Raw genomic sequence first — 23010 nt, 5'->3', positions numbered from 1 at the left:
GCGATCCTGACGCCGTTTTCCCAGAAGTGTCTCAGGGCTGGCGCACCACTGCCCCGCCCTTCATCACGAAGACCGGCTTTTCCAGCGTGGTCACGTCGGTCAGCGGATCGCCATTGACGGCGATGATGTCGCCGTAGCGACCCACGGCCACCTGGCCCACGTCCTTCTCCTGGCCCAGGGCCTGGGCGGCGTTGACCGTGGCCGACTGGATGGCCTGCAGGGGGGTGGCGCCATAGCGAACCATCACGGCGAACTGCTTGGCGTTCTGGCCGTGCGGATAGATGCCCGCGTCGGTGCCCAGCACCATTTTCACGCCCGCCATGATCGCCTTGCGGAAGTTCTCGCGCTGCACGTCGCCGATCTCGCGGTCCTTGCGCAGGTTGTCCTCCAGCACGCCGTTCTTCTTGCCTTCGGCCTGGGTGTAGTCGGTGTTGTAGATGTCCATCGAGAACCAGGCGCCCTTCTGGACGGCCAGCTTGATGCCCTCGTCATCGACCAGGCTGACGTGTTCGATGGTGTCGACGCCCGCTCGGATGGCGTCCTTGATGCCCGCCGCGCCGTGAGCGTGAGCGGCGACCTTCAGGCCCCACATGTGGGCCTCTTCGACGATGGCGGTCATCTCGGCCAGGGACAGCTGCTGCTGGCCCGGCTCGGTGTTGCGCGAGAAGACCCCGCCGGTGGCGCAGATCTTGATCACCTGGGCGCCGTACTTGCGCACCTCGCGCACCTTCTTGCGCCCCTCATCGGGACCGTCGGCGACATAGGGGCCCTTCTGGGCCATCGAGGCCGGGAAGTAGGTCGAGTCGCAATGGCCCCCCGTCGCGCCGATCGCATAGCCAGCGGTGACAATGCGAGGGCCAGGCACATAGCCGCCGTCGATCGCCTCGCGCAGGCCCACGTCGTTGAAGCGGTCGGCGCCCAGATTGCGGATGGTGGTGAAGCCGGCTTCGACGGTGGCCTTGGCGTTGGCCGTCTGGACCACGCTCCAGAAAGCGTCGCTGTATTGCAGGCTGTTGTAGCCGCCAACCTCCGCCAGGCTGTCAATATGGACGTGCATGTCGATCAAGCCCGGCAGCAAGGTTGCGCCCGGCAGATCGATCAGCTTGGCGCCGGCGGGAACAGCCAGCTCGCCCTTCTTGCCGACCGCCGTGATGCGACCGTCAGTGACGATCACCATCGGATTTTCGACATACTTGCCCGACGCCACGTCTAGCAGCCGCGCCGCGCTGACCGCCTCGATCTGCGCCGCCTGGGCTGAAGCGCCGGCGCAGAGCGCGCCCATGATCGCCAGAGCCTTGATCCCAACCCGCATGTTCCGTCCCCGTCCATGATTCAGGACGGCGACGCTAGCATGGGATCGCCCGGCGTCGAGGGCCGATCAGCGGGTCTTCGGCGGCATCTGGATGCTTTCCAGATAAGCGATCAGATCCTTGACCTGATCGGCTTCCAAAGCGATCTGCGGCATCTGCGGGTGACCCGTCGAGATCCCTTCAGCGAAGGCTTCCTGCAGGTTGGCGACCGGATAGCGCTGGCTGAGGGTTCGAAAGGGCGGAGCCGGCGAAAGGCTGCTCTCCCCCGAGAGGCCGACGGCATGGCAGGCCGCGCATCGCGTCTCGACCAGTGACCGTCCGCGCGTCACCGGATCAGCCGCCACGGCCGGGGGCGCGGCGGCAGCCGCGGGCGTAGGCCCGGGCGAACCGGACGTCGCGCAGCCCGCGACAAGTAGAAAACTCACGATCAACAGGCGGCGCACGGCGGTCTCCGGGACAGGATGCGTCAGCCACTATTCGGAATGACGACAGGCAGGCTTTGATCCTGCTCAAGGCGAGGTTAGCACGCCCGCTTTCGTCCCGGACCGCCATTCGCGTCCGTTATTCACCGACTGCTGCGCCCTGCGCTCTCGACGGGGAAACCCCAGTCGCGCAAGGCCGTTCCGCTACCCAGGGATATGGCGGGATGCTAGACGCGCCGGACTTAAAATCCGTTGGAGAAGAACAATAGTCATTTGTTTTCCTTGATCTTTTTTCTCGAAAATTCGGAACTGTGGCCAATTTTGTGACCGAGAGCGGCAAGTAGGTCATCCCGATCGGGGTGGGCGTAGCGCATTGTCGAGACGATCGTAGCGTGCCCCAAAAGGTCCTGCGCGGCCTTCAAACCGCCGCGTCGGGTGATCTCCGTGGCGGCGTGGTGGCGCAGGTCATGAGCCGGTCGGGCGTCTGCAATGCCCGCCCTGTCGAGCGCCTTGCGCGAGGCCCAGGCAAAGCCGCCGTAGGTGATCGGTCGCAGGCTTCCGTCCTTCATCTCGCGAAGCCACGGCGTGCCGACGTCGGCCGCACGAGCCCGACCGATCCTCGCTGCCAAGTCGGAGACATCCTCGGGCAAGAGCGGCAACACATGGTCGTCGCCGGCCTTGCGGGCGCGAAGAACCACCTCGCCCCGTTCCAGATTGACGGCGTCGCATCGGAAGAATGCCTCGCCCAGGCGAACGCCATAGCGCACGAAGAAATCGAAGACCGGGCGATGCCAGACCGGCAGGTTCGCACGCCACGACGCCAGCTCCTGCGTCGTAAACGTACGCGTTCTTCCCTTGGGTTCGGGAAGCCGCAGTTCGCGCCATACGATCGGCCGGATCGGGATTTCCAGATTGTGGGCGGCGAACCGCAGCATCGGTCGAAGCGTCTGATCGATCAGATCGCGATTGACCGTCGAATTAGAGAGTGGCCCGCCGCGCCTGGACGTCTCCATCCTGCGAGCTTGAATGGCCGCCTGAATGACCTTCGGCCCGATCTCGCTGACAAGCGTCTTGCGACCGATAAGGCGCACCGTCGTCGCTAGCCTCGCGGCGATGTCATCAGCTGATTTCTTGTCGGCGCCGCGCGCGGCAAAGAACAGGTCCGAGACGGCGCCTAGAGTCCAGTCTTCTTCCTGGCTCTGTGCACCTCCCAGCTCAGCCTGCCGTCGCACGCGCCCTTCAACGAGCTTCGCATCACCTTTGAGTCGGCAATGGGTCGAGCCGCGATAGCGCTCACCCTTGAGCGTGAAGCTGTAGTGCCAGACATCGCCGCGTTTGTAGAGGGACAATCATACCTCCCGAATTTTTCGAAATCATCAGAACGAATGCGCCATTGATGGCCAGCTTTGAACGCTGACAATTGACCTGACCTAATCAAATTCATGACTGTCTTTTCGCTAAGCTGAAGAGCTATGCAAACCTCGGAAAATGTCATGAATCTAAGATCAGAGGCCATCAGATTTTCAACCATTCCATTTCAATTTTGCTCATCAAATTCTATAATTAATCTAAAACTTTTGAGATGCTGAATATAATTTGTATCGAGAATTCGCTATTCGCATCCCGAGGGAAGCCAAACCAATAATAGAAAATGACGTCGAAAATCCACCATGCAAATATATGTCATTCATTTCAAATTTATCCATATCATTGAATAAAACGGAACATTCTTCCCCATCAAACCCAGGCCTATAGAAAATCATAAAACTAGCCCTCTGCTCGAAGCGGAAAATAGAATATATACAATCCTCCATAACACTATTAACATTTCTAGATATTACCGCCCCGCCACCTTCCGCTGCGAAAGCATCTATTGATTGGACCGCGAAGAACCATGTTTTCGCATCCATCGACAATGGAAGACCGGCATCGCTAAATGCCTTCAATAGAATGATCGCCGCCAGTTCGATCGGCGCGTATCGCACCCTTCCATTGACCGCCTCGCCGCCGATGATCTTTCGGCGACGCCAGTCCCGCTGAACAATCTGACTCACACCGGTGATCGCCTCAGCTTCAGCGGCGCTGAACGAGTGGATTTTCCATGTGATGCCTGCTTCGGCCATCTGACGGGAGATGTTCATGCGTGAGATGTCTCACGCATGAACATCTAGGTCAAGCGTCCGCTGGAAGACGTTGTTCATCCGCAGAGGTTGAACGGGTGATGCGAATTCAGACGGAGTGTCAGCCCCACCTAGAGCGCAAGGATGGAGTCCACGGCTGTCGCTGCGTGATAATATGAATGGCTACATGCGCTCAGGGCACATTCACCAGTACAAAGATCAGCATACCCAAGGCTGTTAGCAACGCAGAGCTCCAGATCAAGCGCCGCATCGCGCGTTCAAATTGTGCGCCAACACGGTCATAGGAGGCCTCAAGCTGTGCGCTGAGGCGATCAAAGGTGGTGTCGATCATATCGCCTGGGGCCCTCTGGCCCTCCGTCGCTGTTAGGTCGGAATGCTTGTCGGTCATCTCTCGCTTCTCCCTCACAGCGCGGCCGCCGCCCAGCCAGACCGCGACCTTTGAACCGCCTGCGCGGGATACAGAGACCCCGGCCAGTACGAGGCTTCGACTTTGACACGCCGCTTCTGATGCCGAACCCCCAGCAGCTCAGGGGCGATCTGCAGGATGTTGATCCTGCGCAGACCAGGCTCTGACGGAGCCTCCGGCATCGCCCGGCTACCATAGTAGATCCAGAGCCGCCTGTGGCCCGCCGGGGCGCGGCCCAGCTTCACCAGCGACCTTTGCCGCCATGAACTGTCAATCTCCATGGCGATGCTGCGCTGGTCCTGCGGGTGGCTCCAGACGACGTCGAACAGGCCCTCGCCGTTGCGAGCGATGTAACCCGCGCCAACCTCGATCCTGGCGTCGTAGCCCAGACGGGTTCCCAGGTGCGCCACCCGCTTCTGGACGAGGTTGTGGCGCTGCAGCTTCGAGATATCGCCCGGCAGGGGCTCGGTGACCGTCTGCTGGATGATGGCGATCAGCTCACCGGACAGGCGCCAGTCGGCGTCGGGAGCGGGCCAGAGTGTAGGGAAAACTTCCATCGGGGGGTCCTTTCAAAAGCGCGATTGCGCTCTCCCCCTCCCTCACCTTCTCCTTTCCCTGCGGCGCCTCGGTCACATGCTGAGGCCGTTGTCCCGCTGGTTCTCGATTACCCGCTTCAGCTCCATGCCCAGCACGCGTGGCGACCCTCCGGCCTCACGCAAGCCAAGCTCGGGGCGACGCGCGGCCAAAGCAGCCAGCAAGGATGGATCGCTCTCCAGATCCTTGATCAATTTATTGATCACCACCTCGACAGCCATCATCGGCCGCTCGTCGATTTTCTCCGAGAGCACCGCATGCTCTTTGCTGAGGCGTGACCACTCGACGACAAAGTCGTCGGTCCGCTTCTTCAGCTGCAGCTCGGCCCCGATCGCAGCGCGCCTTTCCTGGACTTCACGACGCGCTTCGTCGGTGACGTCATCAGTACGGGCAGCTCGATCTGGCGCTTGGGGGAGCGGCGGGCGCTGGTCAACCACCCGCCCCTGGTCGATCGCTTCGCGCAACTGCCCCGCGCGTTGCCAGAGCTCCCAAATGGATGAGACGACCTCCTTGACGATGCGGATCGGCTCGGCCGGCAGCCAGCGCCGCTCGGCGAACGCCGCGGCATAGTCCAGCGTGGTGTCCTTGGAGCGATCGCGGCCCAGCGTTCGCACCAGCTCATCGCGGCTGCGGAAGTCGTCGGCGCCATAGTGCATCGTCACCGCCTGGCGATGCCGGCTCAGCCCCACATAGGCGGCATGACGATCCAGGCCGTCGGTCGCCAGCAAGTGCGCCCGATCAACGGTCATGCCCTGGCTCTTGTGCAGGGTCACCGCATAGCCGTGGTCGAGATGGTTGTAGGCCTTCAGGTCGACCTCCAGACGACGCCCCCCTTCGTCCAGACGCACGAGCACCCTGTCGCTGGCGATCGAGACCAGGGTCGCCAGAGAGCCGTTCTTCACTCCCAGCGAGCGCTCATTGCGCAGGAACATCACCCGGTCGCCCTGGGCGAATGTCCGCAGACCACGATCGGTGACCACGGTCTCGCCCGCGCCCAGAGCGCCCGCCTTGGTCAGCACCTCCCGCGCCAACTCATTGAGCCACGCCACATCGGCTCGGGTGTGGGCCAACATGATCTGACTGGGCGCGGACGGCTCTAGCCGCTCCCGGGCCCAACCCTCCACCAGAGACTGGCCCGCCGCTTCGCGCGTCGCATGCCCCTGCACCATCCCGGCCGCCTCATAAGCCTCAAGCGCCTCCACCGTGCGTCCTGTCGCCAGCGCCTTGGTCGCCTCCTGCTGCCAGACCTCCCGCTGACGCTGGATCTGGGTGATCTCCGCCGCGCCATGGCGCTCGGTTAGGGCCCGGAACGCCGCCCCGGCCTCGATGGCCTGCAGCTGCTCGGCGTCACCCACCAGCACGACCTTGGCCCCGGCCTTGCTGGCCTCGGCCAACACTCGCTGCATCTGGCGCGAGCCGATCAGACCCGCCTCATCAATGACCAGCACATCGCCAGACACCAGCCGCTCGCGGCCCTGCGCCCAGGCATGTTCGAGACTGGCGATCGTCCGCGAGGCAATGCCCGAACCGCTCTGCAGCCCCTCGGCCGACATACCCGACAGGGCCGCGCCCCGCACCCGGTAGCCCTGCTCGGTCCAGGCCCGCCGCGCCGCGCCCAGCATGGTGCTCTTGCCCGCTCCGGCATAACCCACCACCAGGGCCAAAGCCTCAGGCCCGAGGACATGGGCAAACGCCGCCTCCTGGGTCTGACTCATCGTCACGCCTGCGACTTCACGCGCCTTGAGGGACGCCAGAGCCGAGACCCGGTAGCGCTTGAGCTCGGCCAGACCCGCCGCGTCCTGCTCAAGGCGGCGCTCGATCTCCACCATCGCGCGGCTGGTGTAGCGTTCGCGCCCTGCCCCATCCTTGCCCAGCGCGATCAGGTTGGGCGCGGCCTTCACCGCCCGCACCACCTTCTCGAACTGAGCGCGGTCATCACTTTGACGATGGGCAAGCCGCTGCAGATCCCGCTCGGTGAAGGTGCTCTGCTGCTGGGTGATCGCCTCCAGCGCCAGATCCGGATCGGCGATCAGCCGCTCGCCATTGCGCCGGGCAATTTCGCGATGGTCGCGCGCTTGGTCGGCCGCCTCCCCTCGCGCTTCCCGGCGCGCGCCCGCGGCGCCGATCTTATCCTGGGGCTCAAGATCCAGCCCCTGCGCCTCCAGGCTCCGGTGATCGACGCGCGCATCAATATCGAGCTCAGCCAGGCGCTCATTGACGTGGTTGGCCCAGCTCTCGCGCCAGGTCTCCAGCAGCCCCCGGGCGTTCCATTCGCGGACCTTCAGCCCAAACCCCTCGACCCCAGCTTCCCGCAGGCTCAGCATGACATGGGCATGGGGTTTGGCCCGACCTAGCTCGTCAAAGTCCCAGTGCACGTTCAGATCGGCGACCATGCCCCGATCGACGAACTCGCGCTGCACGAATGCTCTTGCCAGGGCCACGCCCTGCGCCTGATCAAGCTCGCGCGGGAGAGCAAACTCCACCTCCCGCGACAGCTGCGCGTCGTCACGCGCCTCGCACTTTTCGACCTCATTCCAAAGGGCCTCGCGGTCACTCCAGCGCGCCGGCGATCTGGTCGGAGCCAAGATTTCGGAATGCACTACGCCGGTCTTGTTGCTGAAGTTATGGGTTCGGCCGAGGCGCAGATCGTACAGGGCCGACGCCGCGCGATAGGCGGCCGCCGCCACGGCGCTGCGACCGGTGGAACGGCTGATGATCTTGACGCTGAAGTGATAGAGGGCCACCTCTGAACCTTACCTCACGAGCCACGTTGCGTCAGCAACGTATAAGCGCGCACTCAAAATAGATTTTGGTGTTGCCCGTTAACGATCTAGCTTCAGGAACAGTTATCCCCGCGCTCGATAGGCTGCTGCCTCATCGTCAGATCAGGAGTCCCGGATGGCCAAGACCGAAGCCGAAAAACTGGAAAGGCATGAGCGTGTGGCCGCTCAGAAAAAGGCTCGAGCCGTCCTCACCACCAATCGGCGTGACGGGCGCGAGCGGAAACTGGACACCCGGCGCAAGGTCATCCTGGGGAGCCTGCTGGTCGATGCAGCACAGTCGGATCCGCGCTGGCGCCCCCTGCTCGATCAGCTGATGTCGCGTGTGAACCGACCGCAGGATCTTAAGGCGTTCGAGGGGTGGGGGCTGGATGTCGGTGACGGCTAAAGCGGCACAGAGCCGCCTCGACCGGCTCGGCAGATGTCCAGGAATGAGCTCGCGCGGTTGATCTTTAAGGTTGACGGGTCCTTGGTCAGGGCCTCGCACAAGAACTGGTCGGGCGTTTGAGATCTTCGCTATCAGCGGTGGCGTACAGCGGCGCCCGTTGTTGTGCCCTAGATGGGATCTCGACCTGTGACCCACCTATGCAACGCAGCATTACGACAACCTTTGCCGCCTCGGAGGGGTTGTTTGTTAACCGGCGATTGCGATGGCCATATTCAAACTAAGCCGAGAAGCTTGTCATCATAACGTGCGCGGTATTGATGCGTACGCTTGCGATAAGCCTGTCGAGGAATCGCTGTACGAGGAATAGGCAAAGCGGAAAGCGCCACGCCTGCGATCGGGTCATTGGCCATGTGAACCTTGAGGTGGCTGTGCAAAGAACCTAGCACCCGCATAACATCGGACTATTCCCGAGCGCCCCTTCTCGGCCGGAAAGGTCAATGGCGCGGGCACCAGGCAAAAACCTTGCTAGACCCTCGGCTTTGGGCTCGCCGAGCGATAGCTAAAAGCACTATCTGCCTGCCGTGGAGCGATGGTGGGCGACTTTCGAAACGGGGATAGCATGACAAAGACTTCGACGGCCGATCAGGCCTCGGCAGCGACCGCGCTGGTTGGGCAACGAATTCTCATCACGGGCGCATCAGGGTTCATCGGAACCCATCTGGCGAGACGCCTCGCAGACGCCGGTGCCGAGCTTGTCTGCCTTGACCTGAAGCCCCCTCGCGTCGTGATCAGCGGCGTCAAATATGTCAAGGGCGACGTGCGGGACATGGCCGCGCTAGACCTTCCTAAGATCGACCGCATCTTCAACCTCGCCGCCGTGCACACGACGCCCGGCCATCCCGATCACGAATATTATGACACCAACGTCAACGGTGCTCTGGAGGTCACTAAGTTGGCGGAGCGCGACGGCGTCAACCACATCACCTTCACCAGCTCAATCTCGGTCTATGGCCCCTCTGAAGAGCGCAAGACCGAAGCGAGTCTCCCCGCCCCCGTTTCGGCCTATGGCAAGTCAAAGCTGATGGCGGAGAAGATACACGAAACATGGCGCGCTAACGGAGAAGGTCGCAAGCTTACCGTGGTCCGGCCCGCCGTCGTGTTCGGCGCCGGCGAAGGCGGCAACTTCGCGCGCATGGCAGCCCTGCTGAAGAAGGGCTTCTTCGTCTTCCCCGGACGCCGCGACACCATAAAATCCTGCATATATGTCGAGGACTTGCTAGACCTTGCACTACTTGCAGGCAACACTGACAGTTCCTATGAGCTCCTGAATGGAGCATATCCTGAGTGCCCGACACTTGAGACAATCGTCACCAATCTGCGCGATCAATATTTCCCTAAAGCCAAGCTCTATGATGTACCTCAAGGGCTGGTAATGAGCGCAGCTAAGACGCTGGCCACATTCAAAGGCTTCGGCCTTGGCATCCACCCCGACCGGGTTAACAAGCTATTGCGTTCTACAAATGTCTACCCCACTTGGGCCGAACGTCGGGGCCTCCTATCCCAAACCGCTTTACATAAGGGCCTAGAACGATGGGCTGAAGCGACCAACCACAGCTTCATATAGGCGCATCGCACGTTGAAATGAGCGGCTGGATAAGCGCTCAAGGCAGCACAAGCATTGAAAATGTCAGATCTATAAATTTCTAAAAAACAACTCATCAATTTTGCAACTACCGTATAGACGATGAAATGAATATAATTGTTTACAGAAAATGCCGAATTTGCAATTCTATTTGCGATGATGGGTATTTTCTAAATATTTTACTGAACAAAATGCTGTAGCTATGACGTTTCTGGGTGAGTCATGTTGAATCGAGGGCGAAATTTTGTCGCGCGAATAGCGTATAGCCTTGCCAACGATGCCACCCTTCGTAAATTGACGGGCAAGGGAGGCCCTGCGCTAATCATCAAGGTTACGACTGCGGGCGTGACCTTTGCTATGTTCGTGCTCTTGGCTCGATGGCTTGGACCGCTTGAGTATGGCCGTTACGCGACCCTGTTCACACTGGCGACATTTCTGGCGTTTCTAGTCGTCGGAGGGTTCCACACACTGGCGCTGCGCCAACTCCCCGCACTAGAGCACAGCGACCGACCCGACGAGGCGATCGCGCTAGTGCGCGACGGATACATCGCTATCCTTTTGATGGCCGCCAGCTTGGCCTGCATTGCCCTGGCGGCAGGCGCAGCCCTCTCCGGATTGGCCGGCCCAGCCGCCTGGGTGCCACTTGCAGCGCTCGGGCTTGCTACACCACTTGCCATCGCTGAGTACCAGAGCAACGTACTCCGCGGATGGGGCTCAGTGCTTCTTGCCCTTCTCCCCCGGGATGTCCTTTGGCGGCTTCTCGTGCTGGCAGGAATAGCCGTCCCGGTACTGCGAGGCCATTCGCTTGGTGCTGGGGTCGCATTTGCAATTACGGCTGCCATACTTCTCGCCCTCGTGGGCGCCCAGTTCTTCCTTGGCCTACGGCGCGCCCCTAGCGAGGGGTTTTCAGAAGCTCATAAGCATCGTCCAGCTCCGATTACCCGACTAGCCGAAGCACGCTGGCTTTGGGCCGCCGCCCTTTCCGGTGCGCTGGTACCGCAGTTGGGCGTCGTCGTGGTTGGCGGCCTTCTCAGCCCGACGGACGCAGGTGTTCTGTTCGCTGCGCAGAGGACAGCAGCGCTTCTGTCCTTGCCGCTTGTAGCAGCAGAGATCATTGGAGGACCGATGATCGCCCATGCCTGGGCGAAGAGCGATCCCAAAGAGATTCAACGCATCTGCAAGCTGATCAATTTGATACTATTCGTTCCGGTGTCACTTGGAGCAATCGCGATGGCGGCGCTATCGGGGCAGATCCTTTCGATCTTTCGCCCGGAATTTTCGCCCTACGCCTATGTTCTAATCATCCTTTCGCTCGGGACACTCGCAAACGCATTATGCGGGCCGACAGGGTTCCTGTTGCTCATGACGGGCAATGAACGGCAATTTGTTCTAATTTACTCTTCAGTTCAAATAGTAGGACTTGGACTCGTCGCCGCCTTCGCGGCGTATTCGGGATTAATTGGCGCGGCGATTGCAAGCGCTGTATCGATTGTCGCATGGAACGTCATCGTAGCCTTATGGTCGCGGGCAAATCTTGGCATAGACCCGACCATTCTGGTGTTTGTATTTCCAGTAGTAGAGAAACAGCCGTGATCGGGCCTGTCTCAGCAATAACGCCGCCGAGTGCGCTCTGAGCGACATCGCTTTGGCGCGTAAATCCTTGACGCGATGGCGCGGGTAACATCAGCCTGCTCAATAGGTGGCGGCGCGAGGCGTTGGCCGCTCAGGCTGAAGGCGGCTTTGTCCCGACGGTTGTCGTTGATGAAGCCGCCGGCGCCGCTGCGGCTGCGGCCGCGAGCCAAGATCCCGCCACCGTCGTCGAACTGCACCGGCTCGCGGGTGATGTTCAGCGCCCGCACGCCCGCAGCCTTGGTCACCGCGACGCTCCGGGCGCTGCGGTGACCAAGGCTCGATCAGGCGTGCAAGTCTGGAGCCAAAGGCCATAGAGATTTGCGCAAGGGCTCGCCCGGACCCTGCTGGTCCAGGAGCACCCGAAGCGCGGGCCCCATGCCTGTGGCCTGCTGGTGTTCCGAGGTCGTGGCGGCGCCCTGTTCAAGCGATGGCCCGGGCCTGTGCGCTAAGCCAAGCGACTGGACCACGGCCGATTTGTTCGGCCGGCCGCAGGGGGCGGCGCTGCCCCCTGCCCCTGCCCCTGCCCCTGCCCCTGCCCAGCTGGGCTACATGCTTTAGGGATAGACTGGCGCAACCCTCAGCGCCCCTCGCGCTGCCCCTCCGGATAGAGCCTGGTTCTCTTTTCGGCACCTGGGTTTAGGCCCCCCGCGCAAGCACTCAGAAGTATAATTCCATTGGCTTGTTGACGCTCAGATCGATGACCTCTCGGACAATATAGCAGCCGGGAAGCGAGCGCTGAAGATGACGCTCGTCAAATCCGGTGAGGCTCATGACAAGGCGGCGAGCGCCGAGTAAAAGCACTTCGATTTCACGGCCGAACTGGCCGTGGTCAAGGCCTAGGCCGAGGCCATGGCCAATTTAAATAGAGATCTGGCGGGCGGAACTTTAGAGGTTGACCGCCTGCAATGAACTAGTCCGCGCCATTCGATAGGCCTTGAGAACAAGGCGCTGTCCGGGAAGCTCGATGAACTTGAACATCAGCCAAGCCGCGATAATGGCGCTGATGCTGACTATAGTCACCGCAACGAAATCCGACGCCCCCATGTCCTTGAGAAGCCGTATTCCGGTCACGCCAAGGTTCTGATGGATCAGATAGAGCGAATAAGAGATTCGACCGATCCAGGCGAGCGGACCCCATTTCATGCCAGGTCGCTTCAGCAGCAAGGCAAAAAGTGCGCCGATACTGACGATCAGGAATGAGTGCCTGATCAAGTGCGACGGGCCAGCCTCTTCTGGACGAAATGCCCCGGCAACATAGAGCGCCACGGCAACCGCCAGCAGAATGAGGCCGCTGCGATCCTTATTCATCAGGAACCAAAGCGAGACGCCCGCGAGGAAGAAGGCCGAGTACTCCGACAGCATCAGCGAGCCGATCTTCGGTGACGCAAAGCTGATCAGAAATCCGCAAACAGCGACAACGATCAAGCCGATCCAAAAGCGCTTCTTGAATATAATCCAGCAGATCGCCGTCCAGCCATAGAAGAACAGCTCTGGCGCGAGGCTCCAATATGCGCCGTCAACGGGCTTGGCCCCGAGGGGGATCGGCAACATTGTCAGGTTGATCAGAAAATCCCGCGCGCTGACTTTGAATCCCAAGGGATCTCCGAAAACGAAGATCAGCGTCGTTGCCGTGGCGGCGAACAAAAACGGCGGGTAGAGCCGCGCCAGGCGCTTGACGGCGAAGTCAACAACGTCATGCGATCTGAGGATTGTCATGGTGATGACAAGGCCAGAGACGACGAAGAAAAGTTGAACGCCAAGGCGTCCAACCTCCATCCATGCCGGATAGGATTGGGTCAATCCCGCCAGGTTCTCAGGCGAAAGTGGCGGCGTCCACCGCAGGAAATAATGAAAGACCAAGACCGAGAGTATGGCGATCCCGCGAAATGCGTCTATCGTCTGGTCCCGCTGAATCTCGGTCTGCATTTCTTACCCCAATTGCGGGATGACGATGCACAATCAGCACTTGGCGCGCAAGCCTGGAGCGCCAGACCGCCATGGTTTGACTTCTATCAATCACCGTGGTTTCGCTGGCGCATGGACCTTAAAACACAACCGCAGCGCTCCACAGACTTTGACTGGCGCTTGAACCTGCCCTTCCTCTTCTATGCGCTTGGATGCGCCTATGTCGCGCTCTTCCAGCGCTCACAGGCCATCGGCGGCGTTATCCTGATGGCGCTTTTCGTCTACAGCGTGGCAGTCAATTTCAAACTGTTGGTCGCCAATCGGCCGACACTTAACAGGTGGCAGATCCTGCTATTTTCCGGTCTGGGCGTCGTGCTCCTCCGCGATGCGATCTGGGTAGTTCTTGGACTGACGACAACCTCTAATTTCTTCCGAACCGTAACACTAACGGTCAACATGATATCAATACTTCTGTTCGTTATCGCTAGGCCCGACAGATTTCAGGACTATTTGAAGGTCATGTTCGCGTTAGGTGCAGCCCTAAGCGCATGTCTTCTTGCCAATGTGATCAACATAAACCCACACGATGCCGTCATGGCGATGGCCCCCTGGGTGATCTTCGTACTCGTGAAGCGCAGACGAATTGGCATAGTCATTTTGGCCGTCTTCTCAGCAATCGCTTATGCGCTTGTCGTCCGAACGCTGCTTTACGCGATTCTCGTTACGGCCGCTTTTGTCCTACTATCAGACCTCGTCCCCAGAGCGCGCAAAGCGGTGGCGTCCGCGCTCGTCGTCGCGGTTGGCCTTTGCGTGATTCTCCTAGCCACCCCGATCAAGAACAACGCCTATGACGATGGCCTCAATGACTGGCTGACCTACAGGCCCGTTCTCTGGTCCTACTACCTCACCAAGGAGCGCACACCTGTCGAGTTCGTACTGGGCGTGGGAGATGATAACCCCATGAGCCTGCGGGAGCTGAAGGGCCGGGTTGAACTTTACCGAGGGCGGGGTGCGGTGAACTATTCGCCTCACAACATGGCCCTGAACTTCTTCACTGAAGAAGGGGCGATGCTGCTAACCGTCGTGATCCTAAGTCTGCTGATGATCAGCGCAGGCGGCGGAGCATTTGGAGGGGCATCCGCCATTTTGCTGGTATTCGTCGGGCTTCTCAACTCTGTCGAGTTCGGGGCTGCCAATCCCTCCCTCATCGTCACGGCGTTGCTGTTTCTAATGCCGAAGCCGCGTAAAGACGTTCCTGGGTGAGCCTGACAATTGCCAAACCCGTAAAATTGACCTTCAGCTTACCGTCTACGGCGTTGCGGTATAGCAGAGGACCCCTTGTGGGGAGAGACGGCGTAGTGACCGGCACGAATATTGCCGCCGATGAAAGAACAACTTTCTTGGATCGAAGGCTATTTTCATCATAACAGACCGCTGAAACACCACATAGCCTGCCTAGACGTGGGGCAGCATTTTATGTCATTTCGTCAGTGCGGCCTCAACAATAGCACAATATCCCTCACTGCAGAAAAACCCGGAGCGCGCAAAGCAAGCCTCGCGGGTACTCGGCGCTTTGGAAACGTAAGGATTAGAGCAGCTAAAGCGTTCATGTTGAGACGACGCTCTTCATATCGACGCGGTGACCAAGCCATCAGAAACCCAGATCGGCCGACCTCTTCGAGCGAATGGGCCATTGCGAAGTACGATTGGGCGACAGGATCAGGATAACACGAAAGCATCAAGACCGCTTCGCCTCTGAGAAGGTAGTCGAGCGCAACAGTGGATGGCGAAGTGATGATTAGAGCTCCGCGAGTGTCCGCATCAATATCGCGCGCTAACCGCACGAACTGGACATTTGGGAAGCGGCGCTGAAGCTGCCTGCGAAAGCGCGTCTCCGGCACAGAAGCACCTAAGATTGAAATCCCATGCGCGGAACAGAATTCGATGGCGGCTTCAAGCGCCTCAATAATTGCAGCTTCCGGAACATCGAGACGCGGGTCGTTGCCGAAGACAAATAACGCGCTACGCAAATCTGAGACAGCGATTTGCCGCTCAACGAGATCGATTTTGCGGGCCGCATGAAAAGGATAACTTCTAGCCATGACATAAGTCATGTCTTTCTCATTCTGCAAAATCACAAAGCAATCGCCATTGACGTTGGCGTACAGACCACCATCATGCCGATTGATACGTTTGCGGGAGTTTATCTGCGTAATAAACCCATCCGCAACGCGCACGATGTAGGGCCTCTTTCCGCTGGGCCTCGACTGAATCCAGTCAAGGAGCGGCGACCAGGGTAGCGGCGACAAAATTACGTCTTCGGGTTTCAACCGGAATATGTTCGAAATTCTTAGTGGGCGAGCCTGGGCGATGACATCCTGATCTACCGCAGCCAACAACCGTTCTGGCCTGCCAAAGGTTAAGATACGTCCTAGTGGCCTGAATTCAGCGCCAAGCTGATTGTCGTGCGCTCGCGTCATGATCATCCGAACTTGGAAGAAGCGCCGTCGCCATAGACCGCGTTCGTGCCTCTCACCATTTCAGACACGGTGAACCTTGTTGCGAGTTCGTGCGATCTCGCGCTTGCAGCCTCAAGACCCTTTGCATCGAGAGACATCCTTACTATCTGCGCGCCGATAACTGCCGATGATGCGTCGCACTGGAGGATAACCCCATTGCGTCCAGGCTCAACCACTTCTGCCGCCCCCCCGACGTCAGTGGTGATGATTGGCAGGCCCGCGGAAAGGGCCTCGAGCAACACGTAAGGCATGGCTTCGTAGCGACTGGTCATAGCCAACAAGTCCAACGCAGGCATCAACTGGCGTGCATCTGTCCAACCTGTGAAGCGAAAGCCGTCGCCTGCGGCCAACGCCCGAACCGCGTCGCCGAGCTCGCCGTCACCGATCATCACGCCAATGATTTTTGGGTTGGTTCGGCGAGCGTCCAGAATTGCATGAACAAACCGTATCGGATCCTTTTGCGCCGAAAATCTACCGATGAAGCCCACTGCGACCTCATCGAGCGACAATCCAAGTTGGCTGCGAGTATGGTTGCGTGGAGGCGCATCAACGGTATCGACGCCATTGATCACAGTTGTTAGCTTGTGGATGTCGATACCCAACGTCCGGGCATGGCTCCATTCCGCGCTGCTGACTGTGATCAAGTTACTGCCAAGCAAGCTCAGCAGGCGCTCGACGCCCCCAAAGGCGATGCTCGCCAACTTGGATATATTTGGGTCCATCGTACGAAAAGCATGAGGTGTGTATACCCGCGCGCCGGGAATGCGGCAGGGGAGTAACCGCACGAGAGCGCCGGCCTTTGAACTATGGCCATGCAACACGTCATAGGGGCCCGTTTCTTCAACGAACCGGCTAAGCGAGCGCCAGCTTTCGAAATCATGGCCGCCGATAGACCGGTGCATTGCGATTGGAACATTCTTGAGTTCATTTGTTGCAACCAACGCCTCGACCCATCGGGGCTCCGCCCGCACCGGTGACCAGACCACAGTTACATCATGCCCAACCCGACTAAGGCCGCGCCCTAAATCCAGAACGTGTCGGCCCGAGCCTCCACCTGAAGGCTCTGTTACAAGAAGAATACGCAGCATCTAAATCGCGCCCAGCCAAGTGGATGACAATAAGTTTAAGCTTTACTTCCATGCCCAATTCTAGTCCAACTGTGGATAAGATTTAGACTTGGATTCACGACAATCGATCAACCACAATTGGTGCCGCTTGCACTCCCCTTCAATAATCCCTTCATTTTGAAAAATCATTGGACCCAAAAACCTTCTCAATAGAAGATTCAGTTTTGATACGTTTAACTGGCTCAAAATTGTACCAATTTATTGAAACAACCGTACTAAGGCATGATCCTATGAAAACAACTCTGTTAGCGACCCTCCCCGTTATCTCGTTCATTATTGGCTGCAGCAATCCGGAAATGCCGCAAAAAACTTCCAATGAAGAAGTCGGCGTAAATTACGGGGAAATTGCACTAGTGGAGCTTGCTCACAGACATTTCGGAGAAGAATCTACCTTTTTCAATGAAAAAATTAGCGATGCTGAAGGCATAGTCAAAGCATGCGGAGAATACTACACTTCCAAAGACACGTCACAACGGCTACTATACATATTCTCTGTCGAAGAGCAGAAAACCCTAAAGACCAACAAACTCCCGGAGTGGGAGCGGAAGTGTAAGGGAGGATGGAAGCCCGGAACCGGACGGTGAATATTACTACACCACGCCACGCCGTATAATGTCATGCATCTGAATTACGCCGATGGGTACATTGCCATTCGTTATGAAGAGTGTCGTCACTGCCGGGCCGACATCAGTCATGAGGCGTAGCGCCTCTGACGCCATGCAAGATTGCTCTACTACACGGCCACCGGCCGTCATCACTTGTGAGGCCGTCTTGTCCAGCAGGCCATCCATATGCCTCCTGAGATCTCCATCCGAGATCACACCCAACAGAGCGCCTTCGTCAGAGGTTACTCCCAAAATACCGAAGGCTTTGCTCGTCATAACTAACAGGGCATCTCCCATTGGGCAGTCATGTCCCACAAGTGGCACCTGATCTCCACGGTGCATAATGTCGCCAACCGTAAGCAACATCGCGCCTAGCTTTCCACCAGGATGGAAATTGCGGAATTGAGTCGAAGTGAAACCCTTCCTTTCCAGCAGCGCCACAGCGAGAGCGTCACCGATTGCGATTTGCAGACTGGTGGATGTGGTCGGCGCACTCACGCATGCTGTCGCTTCAGGCACATTCGCCAGCAGGATCGGGATGTCGGCCGCACTTCCCAAAGCGCTTTCCAGCGCAGCGGTAACTGCAATAATCGGAATTCCAAAACGCTTCGCATAAATGAGTAGGTCTGATAGTTCCTTCGCTTCTCCCGACTTGGACAGAAGCAGTAGAGCGTCGTCCCCGCCGATCATTCCGAGATCGCCATGACTGGCCTCTGCAGGATGCACGAAAAACGCAGGAGCCCCGGTCGAAGCAAACGTTGAGGCTAGTTTCCGCGCAACATGACCAGACTTGCCAATGCCACTGCAGACAATCCGTCCCTTTAGGGAGTGCAGAAGATTGACGGCCCGCGAAAAGTTCTCATCTAGAAAGCCAGCTTGGGCCGCAAGAGCATCGGACTCCAAAGTGAGCACTCGACGCCCAACCTCAAGATTGTTGAAGCTATCTACTACGTAATCCAACTTATCGATTCCCTGTTTGCAGGCGATCATATTCACGCCGCGCCAATTCAAGATCTTCAGCCGTGTCAACCGAGATCGGCACCCCCTCGACCTCAGCTGCCCGGATACGCATACCTGCCGAAATTGCCCTCAGCTGCTCAAGCGAATCGCGCCTCTCAAGAGGACTCGGCTCCAGTTCACAAAAACGCTCCAAAATAGAGCGCTTAAATCCATATATTCCCACATGTTTGAGTATGGGGGTGCCTTCATAGATATTGCTGCGGGTGAAATAGATCGCTTCAAAAGAACCGTCTTCATCCGCGCTGGAGAGTATGACCTTCACTGTATTGGCATTTTCCCCGGCACCGGCGCTATCATCCCTAGCAGCCGCCGTGGATATGTCGCAGTCAGGACGTAGAAGAAGCTTCCCGCAAATGCCGACGACGCCCGGATCAACAAAGGGCATGTCGCCCTGGACGTTAACAACCATCGAAAATCGACCATTCGGATCAAAGGCTTGAACCGCGCTCCAAACCCTGTCCGTTCCCGAAGGCAAAGCAGGGTCGGTTAGAATCGCGGCCCCACCGAACGACTCAACAGCATCAACAATTTCCTGATCGCCCGCAGCAACTATAACGGGCCCCAAGTTCGCCGCTACAGCTTGACGCCACGCATGAACAATCATCGGCGCATCACCGATAGTCGCCAGCGGCTTGCCTGAGAGCCTGCTGGCGGCAAGTCGAGCCGGAATTACAACCAACGTGTCGCTAGGCATGGACTGGTTACGCTCCAGCCTTGGTCAGGGCGTCATATTCCAGCAGGTTGGCGATCAGGGCCTCGAACTGGCTCATCGGCACCATGTTAGGACCGTCGGACGGGGCGTTGTCGGGGTCGGGGTGAGTTTCCATGAACACGCAGGCTACGCCGATCGCGACAGCGGCGCGGGCCAGCACCGGCACGAACTCGCGCTGGCCGCCCGAGGAGCCGCCCAGGCCGCCCGGTTGCTGCACGCTGTGGGTGGCGTCGAAGACCACCGGGCAGCCGATCTCCTTCATGATCGGCAGACTGCGCATGTCGCTGACCAGGGTGTTGTAGCCGAACGACACGCCGCGCTCGCAGGCCATGACGTTGGGATTGCCGGCGCCCGTCACCTTGGCGATGACGTTCTTCATGTCCCACGGGGCCAGGAACTGGCCCTTCTTGATGTTGATGGCGCGACCCGTATTGGCGGCGGCGACCAGAAGGTCGGTCTGGCGGCACAGGAAAGCCGGGATCTGGATCACGTCGACGGCCTCGGCGACCGGGGCGCAGTGGCTGATCTCGTGGACATCGGTCAGGGTCGGCAGGCCGGTGACCTCGCGGATCTCCTGGAAGATCGCCAGGCTGTCCTGCAGGCCGATGCCGCGCTGGGCGTTGGCCGAGGTGCGGTTGGCCTTGTCGTAGGAGGTCTTGTAGATCAGGCCGACGCCCAGGCGGTCAGCCATCTCGCGCAGGGCATGGGCGGTCTCCAGCGCGTGCTGGCGGCTTTCCATCTGGCAGGGGCCGGCGATGATCGACAGCTTTTCGCCGTTACCGATGCGAACGGGCTTTCCGTTCGCGGTCTTGACCTCAACGACGGCGTTTGGTGCGCTCATGATATCCCCACAAATAGTAATACTGACATGCGCTTGCTATCTCGATGGCGATCATGTCGTCATTAGAACGCCTCTCAAATATGAGAGATAGAAGCAAGATTTATGAAACGAGATGATGCTTTTTTTAGGAGTGGGCGTCAAAAAGATGCAGAGTTTCTGACGAGGAAATCATAATAGAGCGAAGCTCACCCTTCGTTCACATTCGATTACCCTCTTGAACAAAACAATGGTATCGACTCGGGAAAACACCCCTCAAAACAACAATTGAAAATTGTTGTTAGATTTACTCGACAGAGCAAGGCCTCTTGAAAGCAAGTTAAATTCAAATAATTCTGATGCACTCTGGCAACTAGCCAAGCTGACGCCTCGGATTATTCCCATAGGAACTTTTAACAAGTGAACAACGTTATTGTGGCCGGCGGCGCTGGTTATGTCGGCTCACACACCTGCCTGACCCTGGCGGCGGCGGGATTCACCCCAGTGGTGTTCGACGACCTGTCCAACGGCCACCGCGAACACGTCCAGTGGGGTCCGCTGGAAATCGGCGACATTCGCGACGCCGCCCGGCTCGACGCGGTATTCGCCGCCCACAGGCCCGTCGCCGTCCTGCATTTCGCGGCCCGTATCGAGGTCGGCGAGTCGGTCAAGGATCCCGGCGCCTTCTTCGACAACAACGTGGCCGGAACCATCAACCTGATCGAGGCCGCCCGCCGGGCCGGTGTCGAGACCATGGTCTTCTCCTCGACCTGCGCCACCTTCGGCGATCCGGTGACGCTGCCGATGGACGAGACCCATCCGCAGAACCCGCTCAATCCCTATGGCCGCAGCAAGCTGATGGTCGAGCAGGCCCTAGCCGACTATGGCCGCTATGTCGGCTTCCGCTCCACGGTGCTGCGCTATTTCAACGCCGCCGGCGCCGATCCCGAAGGCCGGATCGGCGAGTGGCACGAGCCCGAGACCCACGCCATTCCCCTGGCCATCCAGGTGGCCCTGGGCCAGCGGTCGCACTTCACGATCTTCGGCGACGACTATGACACCCGCGATGGCACCGCCGTGCGCGACTATGTCCACGTGCTGGACCTGGCCGATGCTCATGTCGCGGCCCTGAACCGCCTGCTCGATGGGGCGCAGAGCACCAGCTACAACCTCGGCACCGGCCACGGCACGACGGTCAGGGAGCTGATCGCCGGCGTCGAGCGCGCCACCGGCAAGCCCCTGCCCGTGCAGATGGCGGCCCGCCGCCCCGGCGACGCGCCCATCCTGGTCGGCGACAACGCCAAGGCCCGCGCCGAACTGGGCTGGGCGCCGTCGCGCGATCTCGACGCCATTCTCGGCAGCGCCTGGCGCTGGCATCAGACGCAAACGTAGCAAGCGCCTAGACCACTAAGCTCACATTGGCAGCGTTTCAATAGAGCTGCAAAGGCTGCAAAGGCTGCAAAGGCTGCAAAGGCTGCAAAGGCTGCAAAGGCTGCAAAGGCTGCAAAGGCTGCAAAGGCTGCAAAGGCTGCAAAGGCTGCAAAGGCTGCAAAGGCTGCAAAGGCTGCAAAGGCCTCTATAGAAACTAAAGAAATCAATAATTTTATGATTGGGCGGAATTTTCGACCGATTACTTTCTCGTATTTAAAGTAGGGACGTTCGGCACAAATTGTCCCCGCTCATGCAGCGCACAAAGTCCCGCTTGATGCTCTCCCCACTGCCTGGCGGACAGTTGCTTTGCCCCCCTCACAAGATTTCGGCAGCGCTCGCCAGCCTTTGTGGGCGCTACGCAATGCGCAAGTCCTCCCGAGGCCACCCACATCTCATAGTCATCCACGCTGATCCCGAAATAGCGAGCGGAGAAGACCTTGGGGTCGGCCATATAGGCGACCGCTTGCTCAACATCGAGCGGGACGGTTTCGCTGCCGCCAGGGACGTCGAGGGAAGCGCTCAGGGTGATCCCAGCCCAGGCCAGCCGCTGAACGACATCGCGGTCTTCAGCGCACATGAGCAGCTCCTATCGTGGTCGGGGATTCTACGATCGTTACCGACAATTGGCCCAGCAGACCGCCAAGTTCGTCGCGGAGCTTGCCGGCGGCAAAACTGGTTCGAGGGATTAAGGCTCGAGACGAGGAGGACCAGGCGCACGGCGCGAGGTAGCTCATGGCCCAATCGGGGCCTTTGGCACTAGCGATGGCGTCCCAGACGTCCGCTGGCCCTCGGAAGGCCACTATGGGGCGCTCACCGCTAGCAACGGCTTGGGCTGACGAAGGCGCCCCATCCGCCCAACACCCCCTGTTGAGCCAGTTCGTTGGGGATTTGATGAACTGTGGCGAGCAACCCCGAACCGCTACGGCATACCGTTTTACGCCTTCGATCAGCGCATCGACAGAGGCGTCGCCCCGGCGGATCAGGTTTAGGAAAATCGTCCTGGCTCCCCGCTCCTCCACCTTCCGCGGGTAGGCCGACCAAAACTCGGCGAACCGCGTCTCGTCATTCGTCGCCTTTGGCGCGTCTGGTTCATTTACAGGTTCAGTTACAGGTTCCTCTATATAGGCGAGCGCCAATTTGGCGGGTGTTCCTGTCGAAATTGGCGGGTGATCGGCGCCAAATTGGCGCAGCACGGGGCGCTGAGTGGCCGCCATTTTGGCGGAGTTTTGACCCGTCTGGAGGTTCAGATCGAGGACAACTTCGCCACCAATCTTGGCCTCAGCGAGATGCAGCGTGTAGAAGTAAGCACTTCCGCCGTGGCGACGATTTTGTCTCACTTCGCGACTGATCCAGCCCTCGGTGATCAGCCAGGCCAAATGCCGCTCGGCAGTCCGTTCTCCCTGAGCAGTCAGTTCTGCGAGGCGCTTGACCGAGGGATAGCAGGTCCACTTGCCGTCGCCGGCGTCGCGCGCGTGCTCGGCCAGGGTTACCAAGAGGAACTTGGCGCCGGCATTTCCGATGGCCGCACTGTACGCCCGCTTGATTGCATCGAGGCACAT

General features: G+C 59.2%; 23 protein-coding genes. 6 read left to right on the top strand and 17 right to left on the bottom strand.

What is annotated here, in order from left to right:
• Nucleotides 1–31: 31 nt before the first annotated feature.
• From ACN2C7_RS06520 to traA, 7 genes are all read right to left on the bottom strand, one after another.
• Nucleotides 32–1312 (bottom strand): amidohydrolase family protein, encoded by a 1281-nt coding sequence (locus ACN2C7_RS06520; RefSeq protein ID WP_419320597.1) that lies wholly within the window; start codon nt 1310–1312, stop codon nt 32–34.
• A gap of 66 nt (nt 1313–1378) precedes the next feature.
• Entirely contained in the window at nt 1379–1753 is a 375-nt protein-coding gene (locus ACN2C7_RS06515) for a c-type cytochrome (RefSeq protein ID WP_419320596.1), read from the bottom strand.
• 248 nt (nt 1754–2001) lie between these two features.
• Nucleotides 2002–3081 (bottom strand): tyrosine-type recombinase/integrase, encoded by a 1080-nt coding sequence (locus ACN2C7_RS06510; RefSeq protein ID WP_419320595.1) that lies wholly within the window; start codon nt 3079–3081, stop codon nt 2002–2004.
• 219 nt (nt 3082–3300) lie between these two features.
• Complete coding sequence (locus tag ACN2C7_RS06505) at nt 3301–3873, bottom strand: hypothetical protein (protein ID WP_419320594.1); 573 nt, start codon at nt 3871–3873, stop codon at nt 3301–3303.
• A gap of 172 nt (nt 3874–4045) precedes the next feature.
• Complete coding sequence (locus tag ACN2C7_RS06500; protein WP_419320593.1) at nt 4046–4261, bottom strand: hypothetical protein; 216 nt, start codon at nt 4259–4261, stop codon at nt 4046–4048.
• A gap of 14 nt (nt 4262–4275) precedes the next feature.
• Nucleotides 4276–4836 carry a hypothetical protein gene (locus tag ACN2C7_RS06495; protein WP_419320592.1) on the bottom strand — a complete coding sequence of 187 codons (561 nt, stop codon included), beginning with the start codon at nt 4834–4836 and terminating at the stop codon, nt 4276–4278.
• Nucleotides 4837–4908: 72 nt separating this feature from the next.
• The gene (gene traA, locus ACN2C7_RS06490; protein ID WP_419320591.1) at nt 4909–7617 is read right to left on the bottom strand and encodes a Ti-type conjugative transfer relaxase TraA; all 2709 of its coding nucleotides are present in this window, start codon (nt 7615–7617) and stop codon (nt 4909–4911) included.
• 154 nt (nt 7618–7771) lie between these two features.
• On the opposite strand from traA, the gene ACN2C7_RS06485 reads away from it, so the two are divergent.
• The 3 genes from ACN2C7_RS06485 (at nt 7772) to ACN2C7_RS06475 (ending at nt 11276) form a co-directional block, all read left to right on the top strand.
• Entirely contained in the window at nt 7772–8041 is a 270-nt protein-coding gene (locus tag ACN2C7_RS06485) for a mobilization protein (protein WP_419320590.1), read from the top strand.
• Nucleotides 8042–8660: 619 nt separating this feature from the next.
• Complete coding sequence (locus tag ACN2C7_RS06480; RefSeq protein ID WP_419320589.1) at nt 8661–9665, top strand: NAD-dependent epimerase/dehydratase family protein; 1005 nt, start codon at nt 8661–8663, stop codon at nt 9663–9665.
• Nucleotides 9666–9905: 240 nt separating this feature from the next.
• Nucleotides 9906–11276, top strand: coding sequence for a lipopolysaccharide biosynthesis protein (locus tag ACN2C7_RS06475; RefSeq protein ID WP_419320587.1), 1371 nt, complete (start codon nt 9906–9908; stop codon nt 11274–11276).
• An 11-nt stretch (nt 11277–11287) separates the two neighbouring features.
• Here ACN2C7_RS06475 and ACN2C7_RS06470 read toward each other — a convergent pair whose 3' ends face one another.
• Both ACN2C7_RS06470 and ACN2C7_RS06465 read right to left on the bottom strand, forming a co-directional pair.
• Entirely contained in the window at nt 11288–11560 is a 273-nt protein-coding gene (locus ACN2C7_RS06470; RefSeq protein WP_419320586.1) for a hypothetical protein, read from the bottom strand.
• A gap of 640 nt (nt 11561–12200) precedes the next feature.
• On the bottom strand, nt 12201–13241 hold the full coding sequence (locus tag ACN2C7_RS06465; RefSeq protein ID WP_419320585.1) for an acyltransferase family protein: 1041 nt from the start codon (nt 13239–13241) through the stop codon (nt 12201–12203).
• On the opposite strand from ACN2C7_RS06465, the gene ACN2C7_RS06460 reads away from it, so the two are divergent.
• On the top strand, nt 13164–14483 hold the full coding sequence (locus ACN2C7_RS06460; RefSeq protein WP_419321532.1) for a hypothetical protein: 1320 nt from the start codon (nt 13164–13166) through the stop codon (nt 14481–14483). The genes ACN2C7_RS06465 and ACN2C7_RS06460 overlap by 78 nt on opposite strands.
• Nucleotides 14484–14707: 224 nt before the next feature.
• On the opposite strand, the gene ACN2C7_RS06455 is transcribed toward ACN2C7_RS06460, so the two are convergent.
• Together ACN2C7_RS06455 and ACN2C7_RS06450 are read right to left on the bottom strand one after the other, a co-directional pair.
• Entirely contained in the window at nt 14708–15700 is a 993-nt protein-coding gene (locus ACN2C7_RS06455) for a hypothetical protein (RefSeq protein ID WP_419320584.1), read from the bottom strand.
• Nucleotides 15701–15702: 2 nt separating this feature from the next.
• Nucleotides 15703–16827 carry a glycosyltransferase family 4 protein gene (locus ACN2C7_RS06450; protein ID WP_419320583.1) on the bottom strand — a complete coding sequence of 375 codons (1125 nt, stop codon included), beginning with the start codon at nt 16825–16827 and terminating at the stop codon, nt 15703–15705.
• Between the two features lie 167 nt (nt 16828–16994).
• Between ACN2C7_RS06450 and ACN2C7_RS06445 the strand changes: the two genes are divergently transcribed.
• A complete protein-coding gene (locus ACN2C7_RS06445; protein ID WP_419320582.1) occupies nt 16995–17450 on the top strand; it encodes a hypothetical protein in 456 nt (151 codons plus the stop codon).
• A 6-nt stretch (nt 17451–17456) separates the two neighbouring features.
• Here ACN2C7_RS06445 and ACN2C7_RS06440 read toward each other — a convergent pair whose 3' ends face one another.
• Genes ACN2C7_RS06440 through kdsA form a run of 3 tightly spaced genes read right to left on the bottom strand, consistent with a single transcriptional unit; the run spans nt 17457 to nt 20044 of the window.
• Complete coding sequence (locus tag ACN2C7_RS06440; RefSeq protein WP_419321420.1) at nt 17457–18461, bottom strand: KpsF/GutQ family sugar-phosphate isomerase; 1005 nt, start codon at nt 18459–18461, stop codon at nt 17457–17459.
• Nucleotides 18433–19185 carry a 3-deoxy-manno-octulosonate cytidylyltransferase gene (locus ACN2C7_RS06435; protein ID WP_419320581.1) on the bottom strand — a complete coding sequence of 251 codons (753 nt, stop codon included), beginning with the start codon at nt 19183–19185 and terminating at the stop codon, nt 18433–18435. Before ACN2C7_RS06435 ends, ACN2C7_RS06440 begins: the two co-directional genes overlap by 29 nt.
• A gap of 7 nt (nt 19186–19192) precedes the next feature.
• Nucleotides 19193–20044: a 3-deoxy-8-phosphooctulonate synthase gene (kdsA, locus tag ACN2C7_RS06430; RefSeq protein WP_419320580.1), complete on the bottom strand. Its 852-nt coding sequence runs from the start codon at nt 20042–20044 to the stop codon at nt 19193–19195.
• A gap of 396 nt (nt 20045–20440) precedes the next feature.
• Between kdsA and galE the strand changes: the two genes are divergently transcribed.
• Nucleotides 20441–21412 (top strand): UDP-glucose 4-epimerase GalE, encoded by a 972-nt coding sequence (galE, locus tag ACN2C7_RS06425; protein ID WP_419320579.1) that lies wholly within the window; start codon nt 20441–20443, stop codon nt 21410–21412.
• On the opposite strand, the gene ACN2C7_RS06420 is transcribed toward galE, so the two are convergent.
• The 3 genes from ACN2C7_RS06420 to ACN2C7_RS06410 are packed head-to-tail and all read right to left on the bottom strand — an operon-like array spanning nt 21397 to nt 23010.
• Nucleotides 21397–21618 carry a hypothetical protein gene (locus tag ACN2C7_RS06420; protein WP_419320578.1) on the bottom strand — a complete coding sequence of 74 codons (222 nt, stop codon included), beginning with the start codon at nt 21616–21618 and terminating at the stop codon, nt 21397–21399. The two genes, galE and ACN2C7_RS06420, sit on opposite strands and share 16 nt — an antisense overlap.
• A 32-nt stretch (nt 21619–21650) precedes the next feature.
• On the bottom strand, nt 21651–22028 hold the full coding sequence (locus tag ACN2C7_RS06415) for a hypothetical protein (RefSeq protein WP_419320577.1): 378 nt from the start codon (nt 22026–22028) through the stop codon (nt 21651–21653).
• Entirely contained in the window at nt 22018–23010 is a 993-nt protein-coding gene (locus tag ACN2C7_RS06410; protein WP_419320575.1) for a helix-turn-helix domain-containing protein, read from the bottom strand. The genes ACN2C7_RS06415 and ACN2C7_RS06410 overlap by 11 nt, the downstream gene beginning before the upstream one ends.

Source organism: Caulobacter sp. ErkDOM-E, assembly GCF_048541895.1.
GTDB lineage: Bacteria > Pseudomonadota > Alphaproteobacteria > Caulobacterales > Caulobacteraceae > Caulobacter.
Note: the sequence above shows the minus strand (reverse complement) of the source record. Positions and strands in the feature narration are given on the sequence as shown.